Source organism: Cellulomonas sp. PS-H5 (assembly GCF_019265565.1).
Lineage (GTDB): Bacteria > Actinomycetota > Actinomycetes > Actinomycetales > Cellulomonadaceae > Cellulomonas.
This window is the reverse complement of record NZ_JAHVCI010000005.1, coordinates 55,453-72,695: the sequence shown is the minus strand read 5'-3', so window position 1 is coordinate 72,695 and position 17,243 is coordinate 55,453. Positions and strand designations below refer to the sequence as shown.

Sequence of the window (17,243 nt, the reverse complement as noted above, 5' to 3'; positions counted from 1 at the left end):
GACTACTCGCTGGGCGCAGCGCTTGCCCGGCGGCGGGCACGGCGAGCTCGCCGGCTCGGGTCAGGCGTGCACGTGGTCGTGCGGGTGCACGTGACCTTCGTGGTCGTGCGGGTGGTCGTGGTCCGCCTCGTCCTCGTCGAACGGCGGCATGCCCAGGCGCGCGCGGACCTCCGGACGGCGCAGCGGCGGGACCGTCGCCGGCGGCCGCCGCCGCTCGGGCAGCTCGTCGAGCAGCCGCGTCACGATGGCGGCGATCTCGTCGACCGCGCGGTCGAGCGGCTCGGCCGTCGCGGCGCTCACCGACTGCACGCCGGTGACCTTGCGGACGAACTGACGGGCCGCGGCCACGATCTCCTCGTCGGTCGCGGCGGGCTCGAGGCCCCGCAGCGTGGTGATGTTCCGGCACATGCCGCCCACGGTAGGTCGGCCCCGGCCGCGCGGGAAGACCCCCCGGGCGACCGAGGCGCGCCTCAGCCGGCGGACGGGTAGACGATCTGCTGCACGGCCCACCGGTTGCCGTCGGGGTCGGCGAAGAACAGGAACCGCCCCCAGGGGAAGTCCTGCACCTCCCCCACCTCGAGCCCGCGGCCGGTGAGCTCCTCGCGCGCGGCGTCGATGTCCGCGACGACGAGCTGCAGCCCCTCGACGGAGCCGGGCGGCATCGTCGTCAGCCCGGTCCCGATCGCGATGGACGCCCCCGAGCCGGGTGGCGTCAGCTGCACGAACCGGATGCCGCCCCCGACCTCGTGGTCGTGGTCGAGCACGAACCCGGCGCGCTGCGTATAGAAGTCCTTGGCCCGGTCCACGTCGGAGACGGGCACCTGCACGAGCTCCAGTCGGTAGTCCATGCCCGGACGCTACGCCCGGCCACCGACACCGCCCTCGCCCGCCGGGGACGACCGAGGGCCCGGGACGCCGCACGCGTCCCGGGCCCTCGTCGCCCGGAGGCCGGTCCCCTGCTCCGGCCGGAGGCTCAGGCGTCCGTCGTCACTCGCCGACGGAGCCCTCGACCGCCTTCACCCAGACGTTCTTGTTGTCGGCGCCGTACTTGTACACGCCGATGAACGCGGACGACGGGTCGTTGTCCTCGTTGAACGGTCCGACGCCGGCCTGGCCGACGTACTGGATGTCCTCGCCCGAGTCGAGCAGCTCGACGCAGTCCGCGTAGGAGGTGCACTCCTCGCCGCCGTCGGCGCCCGACACCGCGGCCATGTTGGCCTGGATGGTGGGGCCGTCGGTGCCGCCGCCCTTGACCGCCGCGAGGGCCGCCAGGATGGTCGCGTCGTACGACTCGGGGCCGTAGGCGTAGTCCGTCAGCGCCGGGTCGACCTCCTTGAGGCGCGCCTGGAAGTCGTCGCTCGGGAACGCGCCGGGGATCGTGCCCTGCGCGCCCTCGAGGGTGCCCGGGTCGAAGTCCGCGGAGTAGTCGGCCGTGTTGCCGTCGACCATGTAGATCGTGGCCGGGTCGACGCCCGCGGCGACGAGCTCCGGGATGATCTGCTTGGTCTGCTCGAACGCCAGGACCACGACGGCGTCGGGGCTGGTCGCCATGAGCGCGGTGACGTCGGTCGCGAAGCTGCTCGCGGCCGGGTCGAACTCCTCGCCCTCGTTGCCGTAGACGACGGTGGCACCCGCGTCCTCCACGGTGGTCTTGACGACGTTGCGCAGCGAGGTGCCGTAGTCGTCGTTGAACACCAGGATGCCGATGTTCGCGTGGCCGTCGCCGGTGATGAGGTTGCCGAGCGCGGCGCCCTGGACGGTGTCCGGCGGCGCGGTGCGGAAGTAGAAGTCGGAGTAGCCCGACAGCGACGTGGCCGTGTTCGCCGGGGAGATCTGCACGATCTCGGCGCCCGTGATGTCGTCGACGACGTTGAGCGTGACCGACGAGGACGCCGCACCGACGATGACCTGGACGTCCTGCGAGATGAGGTCGGTGACCGACTGGGTCGCGACCTCGGCGTGGTCCGCGTCGGACGAGTCGGCGTGGATCACCTCGACGTCCGAGCCGAGGACGCCGCCCGCCTCGTTGATCTCCTGGACGGCCAGGTCGACGCCCGCGATCTCCGGCGGGCCGAGGTACGCCAGCGTGCCGGTCTGGGGCAGCAGGGTGCCGATGATCAGCGGGCCGGCGTCGCCGTCCGCCGTCTCGTCGCCGCCCGACCCGCCGTCGTCGCCGCCGGCGCACGCGGTCAGCACGAGCGCGACGGCGCCGGCGAGAGCCGCCGCCTGGACGGCATGTGTCGTACGAATCATGCGTGGTACTCCTGTCGGTGAGTACTGCCTGCCGGGAGCCCCGGCCGGATGCCGGGGTGGTGCCACCGGCGGTGTGTGGCCGTGAAGGTATGCGCCCCATGTGTCCGCCGCGTGTCGTGCATGTCACACCGGATGACCGGTGCCGATTCGTGACCTTCCCGCGGGAAGACGCGGATCGTGGCACGACACGCCGCCCGGCTGTGGCGTGGATCACATCGTGGACACGACAGGGTGCTCCGACAGCACGAGGCCCGGCCCACCGTGCGGTGGACCGGGCCTCGGGGAGACTCAGGACGCGGGGATCAGGAGCCGCCGCCGACCTGGTCGATGACCGCGTCCGCGACCTCGCGCATCGTGAGGCGGCGGTCCATGGAGGTCTTCTGGATCCAGCGGAACGACTCCGGCTCCGTGAGGCCCATCTTGGTCATGAGCAGGCCCTTGGCGCGGTCGACGCGCTTGCGGGTCTCGAACCGCTCGGCGAGGTCGGCGACCTCGGACTCGAGCGCGGTGATCTGCGCGTAGCGGGAGATCGCGATCTCGACCGCCGGCAGCAGGTCGGCCGGGCTGAACGGCTTGACGACGTAGGCCATCGCGCCGGCGTCGCGGGCGCGCTCGACCAGCTCGGTCTGCGAGAACGCGGTGAGCAGCACGACCGGCGCGAGGTGCGCCTTGGCGATGCGCTCGGCCGCGGAGATGCCGTCGAGCACCGGCATCTTGACGTCCATGACGACGACGTCGGGCTTGAGCTCGGTCGCGAGGGCCACGGCCTGCTCGCCGTCACCCGCCTCGCCCACGACGTCGAAGCCCGCCTCGCGGAGCGTCTCGACGACGTCCATCCGGATCAGGGCCTCGTCCTCCGCGACGACCGCGCGGCGGGCCGGCTTGGCGGCCGCCTCGGGCGCCTGCTCGGCCGCGCGGGCCTGCGGGATGTCGAGGTCGAGGGTGGGGTCGGCGGCCTTCTCGTCGCCGCTCGGCGTCGCGTCCTGGGTGCTCACGAGGAGAGATTCTAGGACCTCGGGCGGTTCCGGCGCGTCCCCGGGCCTGTGAACCTGCGCACGCCGACCGGTCGGTAGCGAATGCGGCGGCGCGACCGGCCCGGCCCTGCGGGGGTCACGCGGCGCCGTCGACCACCGACCGCGCGCCCACGACCGGGCGCGTCCGCAGCCACCGCGCGAACGCGGCTGCGGGCATCGGCCGCCCGTGGAGGTAGCCCTGGACGCGGTCGCAGCCGAGCGCGCGCAGCAGCTCCTCCGTCTCCCGGTCCTCGACGCCCTCCGCGACGAGCCGCAGGCCCAGGTGGTGCGCGAGCTCCACCGTGCCCGAGACGATCGCCCGCGTGCGCGGGTCCGCGAGCGCCCGGGCGGTGAACGAGCGGTCCAGCTTCAGCTCCTCCGCCGGGAGGTCGTTCAGGTAGGCCAGCGAGGAGTAGCCGGTGCCGTAGTCGTCGATGCTCAGGCCGATGCCGCGGTTCGCCAACCGGTGGGTCACCTCGACGGCCCGGTCCGGGTCGTCCATCAGCGTGGTCTCGGTGATCTCGAGCACCAGCGCACCCGGCGCGAGCCCCGACCGCGCGAGCGCGTCGTCGACGACCTCGAGCAGACCCGGCTCGCCCAGGCTCGAGGTGGAGAGGTTGACCGCGACGCGCACGGCGCACCCCTGGTCGGCCCAGTCCGCCGCCGCGTGGGTGGCCTGGTCGAGCACCCGCCGGGTGAGCCGGCCCATGAGTCCGTGCTCCTCGGCGAGCGCCAGGAACGCGGACGGCGGCAGGACCCCGTGCTCGGGGTGCTCCCAGCGCACCAGCGCCTCGGCGCCGACGACCCGGCCGTCCGCGGCGTCGACCTGCGGCTGGAAGTGCGTGGTGATGCGCCCGTCCCGCGGGTGGCCGTCGACGTCGAGCGCTCGGCGCAGCGCGTCCACCCGATCGCGCTCGTCCCGCGCCCGCGCGTCCGACTCGCGGTCGTACAGCCGCACCCCGCCCCCGGCCGCCTTGGCGTCGTACATCGCGGCGTCCGCGCACCGCAGCAGACCGGACGCCGCGCGAGCACCCACGGCCGTCGTCGCGACGCCGACGCTCGCCTCGAGCCGGACGACGCGCCCCTCGACCCCGATCGGCCGGGTCAGCTCGCGCCGCAGGTCGCGTCCGAGCGCCACCGCGGCGTCCGCGTCGGCGTCCACGAGGGCGACGGCGAACTCGTCGCCTCCGAGCCGCGCCACGAGGCCCCGGCTGCCGACGGTCCCCGCCAGCCGGGCGGCGGCAGCCCGGATGACGCCGTCGCCGACGGCGTGCCCGAACCGGTCGTTGACCTCCTTGAACCGGTCGAGGTCGATCACCAGGAGGGCGCCGCGCGGATCGGCCGCGACGGCGCGGACGTGCTCCACGAGGGCGCGGCGGTTGGCGACCCCCGTCAGCGGGTCGGTGCGGGCCTCCTGCCGCACGGTGGCCAGCTGCGCGAGGTCGCGCACGAGCCGCAGCACCCGGGCGCCGCCGCCCACCACCGCGACCGCGGCGAGCGCGGACGACACCGGGTTCTCCCCCGGTACCAGCGCGTCCACCACCAGGATCACCACGCCCGCGGCCATCACGACGAGGGCGCCCAGCGTCGTGTCCTGGGACGCCGCCTCCTGCGGCGGGAGGGCGCGCGCCCGCCCGACGCGCAGCACCGCCGTGACCAGCACCAGACCTGCCCACGCGACGACGACGACCGCGCCGGGCGTCGCGCCGGGCCCGCGGAGCAGCGCCGTCAACTCGATGGCCGCGACCAGCGCCAGGGCGAGGGCGAGGGCCCACGCCCGCAGGTCGCGGCGCAGGCCGGCGATCGCGAGCACGGTGCCCGCGGTGCCCAGGGCCACCAGCAGCGCCGCGAGCCGGACCAGGACGAGCTGGGTCGCCCACCACGGCGCGCTGCCCGGCGCATCCCCGACGAGGAGGTTCCCGATGGCCAGGACGGCGGCCCCGGCGCTGACGCCGTTGAGCCAGTCCCCCGGGTCGGAGAGCGCCGAGCGGATGCGGTTCCAGTGCACGAGCCCGTGGTACAGCGCGGCGGCGGTGAGCACGGCGCCGGCGGTGAAGGCCGCGCCGTGCGGCCCGCCCACGGACGCCAGGACGGCCTCGGTCGCGAGGCCGGCGGCGAGCGACCAGGCGGCCACGGCTGCCCACCGCCACGTGACGTGGTCACCGTCCCGGTGCCGGTCGGACCCCCGGAGCAACCCGCCCGCGAGCGCAGCGGTGGCCGACGCGGCGACGACGAGCGCGACGGGCGCGGGTCCCCGCAGAGCCAGCGCGACGGCGGCCAGCGCGGCGGCAGCCAGGGCGGCGGCGGTCGCGAGCAGGACGGCGGAGCGGGTCCGGGGGCGCGGGGCGCGGCCGGGAGGGGTGGTGGTCATCGGGGCTTTCCTGGTGTCGGGCGGGCGCGAGGAGCGCGCCTCCGGCGGCGTCGCCGCCGCCCGGGCCGTCGTCGACCGTCCCGGGGACGCACCGTCCGCTCGGTGCACGACGAGGATGCGCCCCGCCGTGCGGCACCGGCGACCGGGGAGCGGGTGAATCGCCTGGTGGTGCGGGTGACCGGTCCGCGAGCGGCGGGCTCCGGGCACGGGCGGACGCTCCGATCAGGCGTCGGCGCGGACCCGCTCGACCCAGTCGGCCAGCAGCCCGGCGAGCACCGCCGGGCGCTCGTGCGGCAGCGCGTGGCCCGCCGCCTCGACGACCGCGACCGTCGCGCGCGGGTAGCGCTCGAGCAGCCCGAGCGCCCCCGCGTACCCCACGAACGAGTCCCGGCGGCCGGCGACGACGAGCACGGGCCCCGCGTAGGGTGCCGCGGCGGGCCCGTCCAGCCCCGTGATCTCCCAGCGCTCCCCGATCCGCGCGTTCGCCGGGCCGTCCGCGAGCGCCGCGCCCGGCTCGACGAACCGCCGGTACCGGTCGAGCATCGCCAGGGTCTGGACGACGAAGTACCCGCGGAACTCCGCGTCGCCCAGGTCGTCGTCCCGGACGACGGGCTCGTGCGCCGGGACGCCGTGCCCGCCGGCGACCAGCGGGCAGATCAGCGCCAGCCCGGCGACGAGGTCGGGGCGCCGTGCCGCGATCCCCCGGGCGTCGTGGGCACCAGCCGAGTGCCCGGCCAGCAGCACCGGCTCGCCGCCGGCGACCCCCGCGACGAACCCGACCAGCACGTCCACGACGTCGTCCTCGGAGCGCAGGGTGGGTGGGGCGGGGGTCCGGCCGTGCCCGGGGACGTCCGGGTACACCCGGCGCAGCCCGCCGACGGCCGCGAGCGCCGGGTCGAGGCAGGCTTCGGGCTCCCGGTGGTCCACCCCGGCCCCGTGCAGCACGACGACCGTGCGGCCGGCGCCGTGCGCGACGTGGTGCACGGGGACGCCGTGCGTCGTGAGCTCCATGCGCGCCACCCCCGCCTCAGCGGAGGACGACGGCGCCGTCCTCCCCGTGCCCGTACAGGATGCCGCCCTGGGTCCACACGCTGTCGACTCCCGGCGGCAGCGGCGTGCTCCACGCCGGCCTGCCGGAGCCGAGGGCGTAGGCGGCGAGCACCGGGTCGCCGGACCGGGCGTCCCGCTCGACGCGGAGCAGGTGGACGCCGTCCGTCATCAGGCGGTGGTCGTCGAGGACGCCGCCCTCGGTGCTCCACCGCTCCTCGCCGGACAGGGCGTCGACGGCCCACAGCCGGCCGCGGTCGCCGCTGCCGTACAGGACGCCGTCGAGGAGCAGGCGGTTGGTGGACGCCATGCCGTCCGACCGCCGCTCCCAGAGCACCTCGCCGGAGGCCGCGTCGACGCCCCGGAGCCGCCGCTCCAGCGAGCCGTCGGAGACCTCGACCACGAGCACGTCCGGCGCGGAGCCGTCGTCCGGTGCCAGCAGCTGCACCTGCCCGTCGGCGACCGCGGTCCCGGAGCCGTCGGCGCCCAGCAGCAGCGTGCGGCTCGACCCCTGGAGGTCGACCAGCCGGTCGCCCCGGACGACGGCGACCCCGGCACCGCCGGCCTGCACGCTGCCGCTCCCGGCGTCGACCGCCCAGGTCGCGCTCGCCGCGACGACCAGGACGTGGCCGCCCGCGCGGGACAGCCAGCCGCTGCCGCCACCCGGGGCGAGCGGCTCCGGCACGTCGGCGGCCCAGAGCTGCTCACCGGTGCGGACGTCGGTCGCGACCAGGTGGACGGACTCAGGGCCGGGGGTCCCCACGACGAGGGCGTGCCCGACGGCGACGGCCGACGCACCGGGGTCCAGCTCGCGCTCGCTGCGGACGGCGTGGTCACCGAGGTGGACCTCGACCAGCCGGGTGGCCTCCGGCGCGCCGGAGGCGTCCCCGTAGTCGGTGAGCACGCACCACAGCACCCGCGCCCGGTCGTCGATGCCGCTGTCGCACGCGACGCCGCGGCTCGACAGCCCGGGGTCCGCCGGGCCGGCCACGTCGACGCTCCAGACCTGCTCGCCGTCGGCGGGGTCGATCCCGACGACGCGGACCGGGTCGGACGCGTCGCCGACCACCGTCCCGGCGACGAACCCGTCCTGCGTGTGCACCCCGCCGTACAGCGCCGTCGCCAGCCCCGGCGACGCCATCGGCGTCGGGTCGAGCGGCGGGGTCACCGTCGTCGTGATCACGCCGGGCGTCTCGCGCAGCCGCTCGGCCGTCGACTCGGTCCGGGCGTCCGCGACGGCCTGCCACGCCACGACCGCGAGCACCCCGGCGACGGGCAGCGGCCACCAGCGGCGCAGGACGGCGCGGGCGCGACGGGCGCGACCGGGGGCCGCCGGGGCGTCGGGCGGTGCCGGCTCGCCGGTGTCGTCCAGCTGCACGTCGGCCATGCGCCCCGCCCCCATGCGCCCACCGTAGGCGGACGGAAGGGCGCCGCGGGCGAGTTCGGCGGTCGACGTCGGCCCTGATCAGCATGCCCGCGGACCCGTCCCCGGGAACGACGCAGCGCCCGGGCACGAGGTGCCCGGGCGCTGCGGCTGCGGAGCGGACGACGGGATTCGAACCCGCGACCCTCACCTTGGCAAGGTGATGCTCTACCACTGAGCCACGTCCGCACGGCCTCGTCCTCGGCCCGTTCCCGGGCCGCGAGGCGAGATAGGACAGTACAGGGCGCGCGGGGCTTTCGCGAAACCGCGACGCGCCGCCGTCCGCGCTTCAGGGGGTGGTGCGAGGGCCGCCGATGGCCGTCAGACGGTCGACGAGGTGGTCCGCCGACGGCGCCTCGACGGCCACCTCGACGGTGCCACCCGGCACGTCGAGCACCAGGACCGCCAGCCCCGGCGCGACCCGCAGCGCGTCCCCCCGCCCGGTGCGCCGACCGGTCCGGCGCACGCCGTCGACCGCGAGCCGGACGGGCGCGCGGCGCAGGGGCCGCATGCCGAGCGCGAGCCGCACGACGGTCACCCCCGTCCGGTCGACGTCGAGCACCGCGGCGACCCAGCGCGAGCCGAGGCCGGTGTCGCCGTCGGCCGCGCGCACCGACCCCTCGAAGCGCCCGGTGAGCGCGCCGGTGGCCGCCCGGCGGCGCTGCAGCCGCCCCGACAGAACGTCCCCGAGGCCCACCCCGACGGCCGCGGCGCCGCCGATCACCCACCCCGTGCTGAGGTCCTCCTGGTGGAACACCCAGCGGGCGAGCGCGGCGCCCGCGGCGGCGCCGAGCACGCCGCCGACGAGGACGACGAGGACGGTCGAGCGGCGGGACGTCATGGGGCCAGCATGGCGGTACCGAGCCGTCGGTGTCCCTCGCGCACGAGGCGGGTCTCGCGCAGGGCGCGTGAGCGGTGCCCCGAGTGGGATTCGAACCCACACTGGATCGGGTTTGAGCCGATTGCCTCTGCCGTTGGGCTATCGGGGCGCCGCACCAGGCTACCGGCGCGCGGGCGGCCCCCCGACCGCCGCGCCCGCGTCCGCGGGCACTCGCTCCGGCTCCGGCAGCACGCCCGCCCGCGCCAGGGACCCCAGCCACGCCAGGCTCGGCTTCGGCGTCCGGGCGAACGTCGACCGGTCGACCGCGACCAGCCCGAACGTCGGGCGGTAGGACCCCCACTCGTAGTTGTCGAGCAGCGACCAGTGCAGGTACCCCCGCACGTCGCAGCCGTCCTCGACGGCCGCCGCCAGGCCCGCGAGCGCCCCGGTGGTGTAGGCGATCCGCCGCGCGTCGTCGGCGGTCGCGATGCCGTTCTCCGTGACCAGCATCGGCACGCCACCCGTCACCTCGCGGGTGTGCCGGAGCGCGTGCCCGAGCGCCGCCGGGTAGTACTCCCACCCGATGAGCGTCCGCTCCGCGTCCGCGGGGTGCTCGACCGGGCCGTCCGGGCCGATGACGGTGCGCAGGTAGGCCTGCACCCCCACGAAGTCGTCGCCGCGGGACTGCTCGAGGAAGAAGTCCTCCCGCCAGTACGCCCAGGCGTCCCGGGCCTCCTCCGCCCCCGGGAGCGCCTGGTAGTCCTGGTTCGCCACCGACCAGCCCGAGCGCACGTGCCCCAGCCCGCGCAGCACCTCGACCGCGGCGTGGTGCGCGGCGGCGATCACCCGGGAGGCGTGCGGCGACGGCCCCGGCCAGCTGACGCCGACCTCCGTGTCGATCCGCGCGTCGGCCTGGTTGACCATCATGTTCGGCTCGTTGATGGTCACGACCCAGCGCACGTCGTCGAGGATGGTCGCGGCGGCTTCGACGTACCGACGGAACCGGTCGACGACGTCGGGGGCGTACCAGCCGCCCTCGTGGTGCTGCCAGGCCGGCACGGTGAAGTGGTGCAGCGTGACGACCGGTTCGACGCCGCGGTCCCGGCAGGTGTCGATCATCCGCCGGTAGTGGTCGAGCTGGGCGCGGGACACCTCGTCGCGGGCCGGCTCGATCCGGGCCCACTCCAGGGAGAACCGGTAGGCGGTCAGGCCGGCGTCGGCGAGCAGCCGGATGTCCTCGGGGTACCGGTGGTACGAGTCGCAGGCGTCGCCGGACACCTCCTCGACGTGCGTGCCGGGCTGGTGCTCCAGCAGCCAGTTGCTCGCGTTTGTGTTGCCGCCCTCGACCTGGTGGCCCGCGGTGGCGGCGCCCCACAGGAAGCCGTCGGGCGCGGGGACGGCGGCGGGCAGGGGCGGGGTGGTGCGCAGGGTCATGCGGTGGGTCCTTCCGGGTCGGGCGGTCGCGGGGTCGGTCGGGCGGTCGCGGCGTCGCGACCTCACGGGGCGGGCGCGAGGGCCCGGGGTCAGCGCGCCAGGTCCAGCACGGCGTACCCGTGCCCGTCGAGGCGCACGGCGTCTCCCTCGGCCCGGCACCCGCGGGCCAGCACGACCCCCGCGTCCCCGGCCCCGGGGAGCTCGGCCGACACCGGAACGCGCCCCGGGTTCAGCAGCACCGCGAGCGTCCCGCCGCGCAGGTACGCGAAGGGGTACCCAGTCGAGAGCACGCGGACGGGCGACCCGACGTCGAGCCGCCGGTCGGCGTGCCGCCGCGCGACCAGGGCACGCACGTGGTGCAGCAGCGACCCGGGGTCGGTGACGGCCCCCGCGACCGTGGGCGCGCCGGGCGCCGGGTCCTGCGGCAGGTAGCGGGAGTCGTGGGGTGCACCGGGGCCGAAGCCGTCGGCGGTCAGCCCGCCCCACGGCATCGGCGTCCGGGACCCGGCGCGGTCGTACCGCGGGCCGAGGCGGGAGCCCTCGGTCGTCGGCGCGTCCGGCAGGTAGCGCATCCCGATCTCGTCGCCGTAGTAGATCGACGGCATCGACGGCCAGGTCAGGGCGAGCACCAGCGCGGCGCGCGCCTGCTCGGGGTCCCGGTCGCCCGCGACCAGCCGGGTGAAGTCGTGGTTCGACGTCGGCAGGCCGGTGACGCCGCCACGGCCCGACGCGGTGATGGCGGCGTCCGCCTCCCGCCACGCCGCGACGAACGGCGCGGCGTCGCCGAGCCCGGCGGCGTCGGCCCAGGCGTGCCGCTCCTCCCAGACCTCGTCCACCGTCCCGGCGCCGTTGTTCCAGAGGGATCGCAGCGCCAGCCCCTCGTTCCCGCCGCCGAACTGCAGGAAGAAGTCGGCGTGGAACCCGGCGGGCACGGACACGCGGGGGTCGCCCCACTCGGCCACGAGCACCCGCCCGGGGTAGGCGGCGTCCACCCAGTCGCGCATGCCGCGCCACAGCCGGCCGGTCTCGACGAGGCCGGGGTCGTCCTTGACGAGCGAGCCGGCCATGTCGACCCGGAACCCGGCGACGCCGCGGTCGAACCAGAACGCCATGATCTCCCGCAGCGCCGCGCGGTTGGCCCGCGGGCCCGGGGCGTCGACCGGCTGCCGCCAGGGTTGCGCGGGGTCGGGCCGGGCGTAGCCGAAGTTGAGCGCGGGCTGCACGGGGAAGAAGTTCGGCAGGTAGTAGCCGCCGCGCCGGCCCGGGCCCGGCCGGAAGCCGTCGACGGGCGTCGCCGACCACACGTACCGGTCGTCCGCGGGGTCGTCGGCCGCGGCCCGGAACCACGGGTGCTGGTCGGAGGTGTGCCCGGCGACGAGGTCGAGCAGCACCGCGATCCCCCGGCGCGCCGCCTCGTCCGCGAGCGCCGCGAGGTCGTCGTTCGTGCCGTACCGCGGCGCCACCCGGAGGAAGTCGGCGACGTCGTACCCGGCGTCGGCGAACGGGGACGCGAAGCACGGGCTCAGCCACAGCGCGTCCACGCCGAGCCAGGCCAGGTAGTCGAGCCGGTCTGCGATGCCGCGCAGGTCGCCGATCCCGTCGCCGTCGGCGTCCGCGAACGACTGCGGGTAGATCTGGTAGAGCACCGCGCGGTCCAGCCGCCCGGCCAGGTCCGTCACGCCCATCGGGCCGCCCCCTCCGCGCCGGCGTAGCCGAGCGTCGCCGCACCCGACCCGGGTGGCTGCACCAGCCACGCCCCGGACCGCGCGGGCAGCGCGAGCACGCCGGGCCCGCGCGCGGTCCCGGATCCCGGCCCCGCCAGCGGCACCCCGCCCCGCGCCAGCGACACCTCCGCCGGCCACGGCGACACGTTCAGCACGTGCACCACCCGCGTCCCGTCCGGCGCCGCCGTCGGCACCACGACGACGGGCGCGGTCGACGTGGCGGCCACCACCGGCTCCGCCCCCAGCGCCCCGAGCAGCGCCGCCCACGCCGGCAGCGCGCACGGCAGGTCCGCCGCCACGAGCAGCGCCTCCCCGGCCCCGCACGGCACCCGGACCACGCACGGCTCGCCGGACCCCGTGACCCGGGCCAGCACGTCCGCGCCGGCCGGCAGCCCCGTCAGCGGCTGCACGAACCCCGCCCGCACCTCGGCGAGCGGCAGCCGGTCGTCCGCGGGCGTGACCGACGGGAACCGCGTCGCCGACGACTCCGCCCGCGCGCCGGCCGTCACGCCCAGCGCGTCGAGCAGCACCGTGCACGGCTCGCCGAGCGGGTCGAGCGTCGGCACCGGCCCGTGCAGCAGCAGCCGCCCGCCCGCCCGCACCCAGTCCGCGAGCCGCACCTGGACCGACGCGTCGAGCACGGGGGTCGACCCCAGTGCCAGCACATGCCCTGCGGGCAGCCCGGCGAGCGTCCGCGCCCCGGAGGACCCGTCCGCCTGCAGGTCGACGGCGTCCGGCGCGAACCCGCCCAGCACCAGCGCCCGGGTCAGCACCTCCCGGGGCCCCGAGCCGCGCGACCGCTCGAGGTCCGCGACGTGCGCGGCCTCCCGCGCGGACCCGGGGTACCGGTACTCGGTCATGTAGTGGTCGGGGACGAACCCGAGCGTCACCGGCGCCGGCTCCGGCCGGGCGGCCCGGAGCAGCGCCGCCGCGTCCGCCACGGCCCGGGTGGCGCCGCGCAGCGCGCCCCACCCCGGCGCGCGCCTGCCCTCGGGGTCCACCGGCGCGGCGAACCCGTGCCGCTCGCCCGTGCTCGCAACCCGGTCGTTGCCGTCGCCCACCCTCGCGGGCAGCAGCGGGTTCCGCCCGCCGGTCAGCAGGTAGTAGTTCACGAACGTCTGCCCCTGCGCCACGCACAGCTGGAGCTTGAGCGGCGCCGCCTCCGGCCCGCACGCGACGTCGAGCGCCTCCCCGTAGTCGCCCGTGCCGACCTCGAACTCCAGGGTCCCGGTCGGCTGGCCGGGCGCGACGGTCGCGGCGAGGAACGCGTTCGACGCCCACAGGCCCGGCAGCTTCGCGAGCGTGAGGTCGCCCAGGTAGTAGTCCGCGCCGGGCAGCACGTCCGGCCGGCCGGCCCAGGTCCGGTGCAGCTGGGCGACACCGAGCGGGAAGTGCCGCGCCTCGCCGCCCCAGCAGCCGTGCACGTTGACGAGCAGCGGCACGTCGATCCCCGCGGCGCGGACCCGGTCCCGCAGCAGGCCGACGTACTCCGCGTACCGGTCGCGGGCCTGCCGGCCGAGGTCGCCCCGCAGCGCCAGCACCGCGTCCTCGGCAGGCGACCGCACCGCGGCGACCCACGCCGCGGGGTCGTGCGGGTCGGCCCCGTACCGGGCGCGCACCGCCTCCCGACCCCCCGGGCCGGCGTCCGCCAGGACCCGGCGGGCCAGGTCCGCCACGGTCGCGTCCGACAGGTCCGGGCTGTTCGTCACCCACGGCAGCATCCCGACCTCGTTGTCGAGCTGCACCGCCACGACGGGCCCGCCGCGGTCGACGGTGCGGGCCGCGAGGACCGGCAGCACCGCGTCGAGCCACGTCCCGCACGCGGCGAGGTACGCCGGGTGCAGGTAGTCGACGACGGTCGCCTCGGGCTCGGAGCCGTCCCAGCCTGGCGGCACCACCTCCGGGTGCTCGCGCAGCAGCCGCTGCCCGAGGCCCTCGTGCTTGAGCTCGGCCATGACGAACGGCCCGGGCCGCGCGATCACCGCCAGCCCGCGCTCCGCGCACAGGTCGAGGAACGCGCCGACGTCGAGCTCGGGCCGGGTGCGGCCGGTGACGTCGACACCGCCGTCCGCGGTCTCGTGCACCAGCCACGGGACGTAGGTCGCCACGGCGGTCAGGCCCAGGTCGAGGGCGTCGTCCAGCCGGTCGGCCCAGTCGGCGCGGTCGAGCCGGAAGTAGTGCACCTCCCCCGCGAGGACGAAATCGTCGGTCAGGGACGGGAACCGTACGGGTGCCACGCGCTACCCCTTCGTAGCTGTCGGGACCGGCTGAGATCGGGTCTTGCTTGTAACCGGTTACGTCTGCACAGTACGAGCCGTAACCGGTTACATCCAGGGCCGGTTCGGACGAGGGAGACCGAGATGGCCGGCACCGGGCGACCCACCGTGCGCGACGTGGCGCGGCACGCCGGGGTGTCCGTCGCGACCGTCTCCCGGGTCACGCACGACGACCCGGTGGTGACCGGCAGCACCCGGGACCGGGTCCTCGCCTCGATGCAGGCGCTCGGCTACACGCCGTCGGTGCTCGGCAGCGGGCTCGCCTACCAGCGGCACCACACCCTCGGCGTCGTCCTGCCGGGCCTGGGCGGGCCGTACTTCGCCGCGCTCATCCAGGGCGCCGAGTCGGTCGCCGCCGAGGCCGGCCTCGCGGTCAACGTGCTCGGCACCCACCTCCGGCACGACGCGGTCCAGGCGGTGCACCAGCTCGCGCTGCGCACCGACGGGCTGATCGTGCAGGGCGGCACGGTGCCGGACGACCTGCTCGCCTCGATCGCCGAGAAGCTGCCGGTGGTGCTGGTCGCGGGCGAGCACCCCGACCTGCTCACCGTGCGCACCGACGGCCGGGCGGCGGCGCGCGAGCTCACCGCCCACCTGGTCGAGGCGCACGGCCACCGCCGGCTGCGGTTCGTCGGCACCACCGACGGCTCGCCCGACACCACCGCGCGGTACGCCGGGTTCCGGGACGCGCTCGCCGCCGCCGGCCTGGCCGAGCACGGCGCGCCGGTGCACCACGGGCTCGAGGCCCGGTACGGCGCGATGGCCGCGCGCCAGCTGCACGCCGAGGGCGACCTGCCCGACGCGCTGGTGTGCGCCAACGACGAGCTCGCGTTCGGGGTCCTGGCGACGCTGCCGGGCCTCGGGGTCGCGATCCCCCGGGACGTGGCGATCGTCGGGTTCGACGACCTGGACCTGGCGGCCCTCGCCTCCCCCACGCTCACGACCGTGCACCAGCCGGTGCACGACCTCGGCTCGACCGCCGCGGAGCTCGTGCTCGCGGCGACGCGCCGCACCCGGGAGCCGTTCGCTCCCCTGCCCCCCGACGACCGGGTCCTGCCGACCCGGCCGGTGCTCCGCGAGTCGTGCGGCTGCTCGACCTAGCCCACGGCACCGCGTCACCACCCTTCAACGAGGAAGGATGCTCATGCACGCACGATCACGACGGAGGTCCCGGGCGCGGCTGGCCGCCTGCGCCGCCGCCGCCGCGCTCGCCCTCACCGCCTGCACCGGCGGCGGCAGCGGGGGCGGCCAGGGCAGCGGCGCCCCCGGCGACCGGCTCACGGACGAGGGCCGGGTGTCGCACCTGGTGCTCGGCGACTTCTCCGGCCAGACCAACCCGAAGGCCAACTACAACCCGTTCTCGGCGACGGCGCTCGGGCCGCTGTGGACGATCTACGACCAGCTCTACGTGATCAACACCTACGACTGCACCGAGGAGCCGCAGCTCGCGACGGGCTACGAGTGGACCAGCCCGACCGAGCTGCGGATCACCACCCGCGACGGCGTGACCTGGAACGACGGCGAGCCGTTCAGCGCCCGGGACGTGGCGTTCACCTTCAACCTGCTCCGGGACAACCCCGCCCTCGACACCCGCGGCGTCGCGCCCGGGCTGGTCGGCGCCGAGGCGACGTCGGACACCGAGGTCGTGCTGACGTTCGAGCAGCCGTCGTTCTCGCGGTCCGGGATGTACCTGCAGACCCTGGTCGTCGCGGAGCACGTGTGGGCGGACGTCGACGACCCGGTCACGTTCACCGCCGAGGACGCCGCGGTCGGCACCGGCGCGTTCACCGTGAAGTCGTTCAACCCGCAGCGGTTCACCGTCGAGCGGAACCCGGACTCGTGGCGCGCGGACACGGTCGTCGTCGACGAGCTGTGGTTCGAGAAGGCGGACGCCGGCGGCCAGGTGGACCAGCTCAAGCTGGCGCGGGGCGAGTACGACAACAACTCGATGTACGTCCCCGACATCGAGGACACCTACGTCGCCAAGGACCCGGAGCACCACCGCTACTGGTTCCCGTCCGGCTCCCCGATCTCGCTGTTCATGAACCTCGAGAAGGCGCCGTTCGACGACGTGGAGTTCCGCCGGGCGATCTCTGTCGGCCTCGACCGGGTGGCGCTCACCGAGGACGCCGGGTCGGGGTACGTCGAGGTCGCGAGCCAGACGCTGCTGGTCCTGCCGGGCCAGGCCGACTGGCTGGACCCGACCATCCCCGACGAGGGCTACCTGCCGTACGACCCGGACGCGGCCGACGCGGCGCTGACCGCCGCCGGGTACGCGCTGGACGACTCCGGACGCCGGCTCGGCGCGGACGGCGAGCCGCTGCGGTTCTCGTTCATCACCCCGCAGGGCTGGAGCGACTGGACCGCGGCCGCCAACTCGCTCAAGGAGGACTTCGACGCGCTCGGCATCGCGGTCACGGTCGAGACGCCGGAGTTCCCGACGCTCGAGCAGGACCGGCTGGTCGGCAACTTCGACATGACGTTCGGCGTCCGCGCCGGGCAGTGCTCGATGTTCCAGAACTACGACGAGCCGCTCGGCTCGGCGAACACCGCCCCGATCGGCGAGCGGGCCACCACCAACGAGGTCCGCTGGTCCGACGCGCACACCGACGACCTGCTCGCGCAGCTCGCCGGCACGCCCGACGCCGACGAGCAGAAGCCGATCGTGCACCAGCTCCAGCAGGTGATGATCGACGAGGTCCCGTTCATCCCGCTCTGGTACGGCGGCAAGTGGTTCGAGTACACGACCAAGAACGCGACCGGCTGGCCCAGCGCCGAGGACCCGCACGCGGGCCCGGACAACCAGCACCTGATCTTCACGCGGCTGACCCCGGTCACCGGCTGACCGCCCGCGGCGGGGTGCGCCGGGCTCGACCCGCGCG

13 protein-coding genes and 2 tRNA genes are annotated in these 17,243 nt (G+C 76.0%); 2 read left to right on the top strand and 13 right to left on the bottom strand.

Features of this window, described 5'->3' with window-relative positions; translation table 11 throughout:
* Positions 1-60: 60 nt before the first annotated feature.
* The 13 genes from J5O08_RS04000 to J5O08_RS03940 all read right to left on the bottom strand — a co-directional run bounded on the left by J5O08_RS04000 (position 61) and on the right by J5O08_RS03940 (position 14,322).
* Positions 61-408, bottom strand: a complete 348-nt coding sequence (locus tag J5O08_RS04000) for a DUF2277 domain-containing protein (protein ID WP_218705554.1) — start codon at positions 406-408, stop codon at positions 61-63.
* Positions 409-470: 62 nt separating this feature from the next.
* Entirely contained in the window at positions 471-848 is a 378-nt protein-coding gene (locus tag J5O08_RS03995) for a VOC family protein (protein ID WP_218705553.1), read from the bottom strand.
* A 139-nt stretch (positions 849-987) separates the two neighbouring features.
* Positions 988-2,253 carry an ABC transporter substrate-binding protein gene (locus J5O08_RS03990; RefSeq protein WP_217615754.1) on the bottom strand — a complete coding sequence of 422 codons (1,266 nt, stop codon included), beginning with the start codon at positions 2,251-2,253 and terminating at the stop codon, positions 988-990.
* Between the two features lie 302 nt (positions 2,254-2,555).
* Positions 2,556-3,182 (bottom strand): ANTAR domain-containing response regulator, encoded by a 627-nt coding sequence (locus tag J5O08_RS03985; RefSeq protein ID WP_246855308.1) that lies wholly within the window; start codon positions 3,180-3,182, stop codon positions 2,556-2,558.
* 181 nt (positions 3,183-3,363) lie between these two features.
* On the bottom strand, positions 3,364-5,637 hold the full coding sequence (locus J5O08_RS03980; RefSeq protein WP_218705551.1) for a bifunctional diguanylate cyclase/phosphodiesterase: 2,274 nt from the start codon (positions 5,635-5,637) through the stop codon (positions 3,364-3,366).
* A 222-nt stretch (positions 5,638-5,859) separates the two neighbouring features.
* On the bottom strand, positions 5,860-6,648 hold the full coding sequence (locus tag J5O08_RS03975) for an alpha/beta fold hydrolase (RefSeq protein WP_218705550.1): 789 nt from the start codon (positions 6,646-6,648) through the stop codon (positions 5,860-5,862).
* 16 nt (positions 6,649-6,664) lie between these two features.
* Positions 6,665-8,086 carry a PQQ-binding-like beta-propeller repeat protein gene (locus J5O08_RS03970; protein WP_218705549.1) on the bottom strand — a complete coding sequence of 474 codons (1,422 nt, stop codon included), beginning with the start codon at positions 8,084-8,086 and terminating at the stop codon, positions 6,665-6,667.
* A gap of 138 nt (positions 8,087-8,224) precedes the next feature.
* Positions 8,225-8,296, bottom strand: a tRNA-Gly gene (locus J5O08_RS03965).
* 100 nt (positions 8,297-8,396) lie between these two features.
* A complete protein-coding gene (locus J5O08_RS03960) occupies positions 8,397-8,948 on the bottom strand; it encodes a hypothetical protein (RefSeq protein ID WP_218705548.1) in 552 nt (183 codons plus the stop codon).
* Between the two features lie 75 nt (positions 8,949-9,023).
* Positions 9,024-9,096 (bottom strand) — tRNA-Leu (locus J5O08_RS03955).
* An 11-nt stretch (positions 9,097-9,107) separates the two neighbouring features.
* Positions 9,108-10,361 (bottom strand): glycoside hydrolase family 1 protein, encoded by a 1,254-nt coding sequence (locus J5O08_RS03950; RefSeq protein WP_218705547.1) that lies wholly within the window; start codon positions 10,359-10,361, stop codon positions 9,108-9,110.
* An 89-nt stretch (positions 10,362-10,450) separates the two neighbouring features.
* Positions 10,451-12,046, bottom strand: coding sequence for an alpha-amylase family glycosyl hydrolase (locus tag J5O08_RS03945; protein ID WP_218705546.1), 1,596 nt, complete (start codon positions 12,044-12,046; stop codon positions 10,451-10,453).
* Entirely contained in the window at positions 12,037-14,322 is a 2,286-nt protein-coding gene (locus J5O08_RS03940; protein ID WP_218705545.1) for a beta-galactosidase, read from the bottom strand. Before J5O08_RS03940 ends, J5O08_RS03945 begins: the two co-directional genes overlap by 10 nt.
* A 123-nt stretch (positions 14,323-14,445) precedes the next feature.
* Between J5O08_RS03940 and J5O08_RS03935 the strand changes: the two genes are divergently transcribed.
* On the top strand, positions 14,446-15,462 hold the full coding sequence (locus J5O08_RS03935; protein WP_218705544.1) for a LacI family DNA-binding transcriptional regulator: 1,017 nt from the start codon (positions 14,446-14,448) through the stop codon (positions 15,460-15,462).
* A gap of 43 nt (positions 15,463-15,505) precedes the next feature.
* Entirely contained in the window at positions 15,506-17,206 is a 1,701-nt protein-coding gene (locus J5O08_RS03930) for an ABC transporter substrate-binding protein (RefSeq protein WP_255589261.1), read from the top strand.
* Positions 17,207-17,243: the final 37 nt, after the last annotated feature.

Bases quoted from the DNA above. Each gene is read 5' to 3' on its own strand.
- J5O08_RS04000 (WP_218705554.1), bottom strand. From the start codon at position 408: ATGTGCCGGAACATCACCACGCTGCGGGGCCTCGAGCCCGCCGCGACC.
- J5O08_RS03995 (WP_218705553.1), bottom strand. From the start codon at position 848: ATGGACTACCGACTGGAGCTCGTGCAGGTGCCCGTCTCCGACGTGGAC.
- J5O08_RS03990 (WP_217615754.1), bottom strand. From the start codon at position 2,253: ATGATTCGTACGACACATGCCGTCCAGGCGGCGGCTCTCGCCGGCGCC.
- J5O08_RS03980 (WP_218705551.1), bottom strand. From the start codon at position 5,637: ATGACCACCACCCCTCCCGGCCGCGCCCCGCGCCCCCGGACCCGCTCC.
- J5O08_RS03975 (WP_218705550.1), bottom strand. From the start codon at position 6,648: ATGGAGCTCACGACGCACGGCGTCCCCGTGCACCACGTCGCGCACGGC.
- J5O08_RS03970 (WP_218705549.1), bottom strand. From the start codon at position 8,086: ATGGGGGCGGGGCGCATGGCCGACGTGCAGCTGGACGACACCGGCGAG.
- J5O08_RS03960 (WP_218705548.1), bottom strand. From the start codon at position 8,948: ATGACGTCCCGCCGCTCGACCGTCCTCGTCGTCCTCGTCGGCGGCGTG.
- J5O08_RS03950 (WP_218705547.1), bottom strand. From the start codon at position 10,361: ATGACCCTGCGCACCACCCCGCCCCTGCCCGCCGCCGTCCCCGCGCCC.
- J5O08_RS03945 (WP_218705546.1), bottom strand. From the start codon at position 12,046: ATGGGCGTGACGGACCTGGCCGGGCGGCTGGACCGCGCGGTGCTCTAC.
- J5O08_RS03935 (WP_218705544.1), top strand. From the start codon at position 14,446: ATGGCCGGCACCGGGCGACCCACCGTGCGCGACGTGGCGCGGCACGCC.
- J5O08_RS03930 (WP_255589261.1), top strand. From the start codon at position 15,506: ATGCACGCACGATCACGACGGAGGTCCCGGGCGCGGCTGGCCGCCTGC.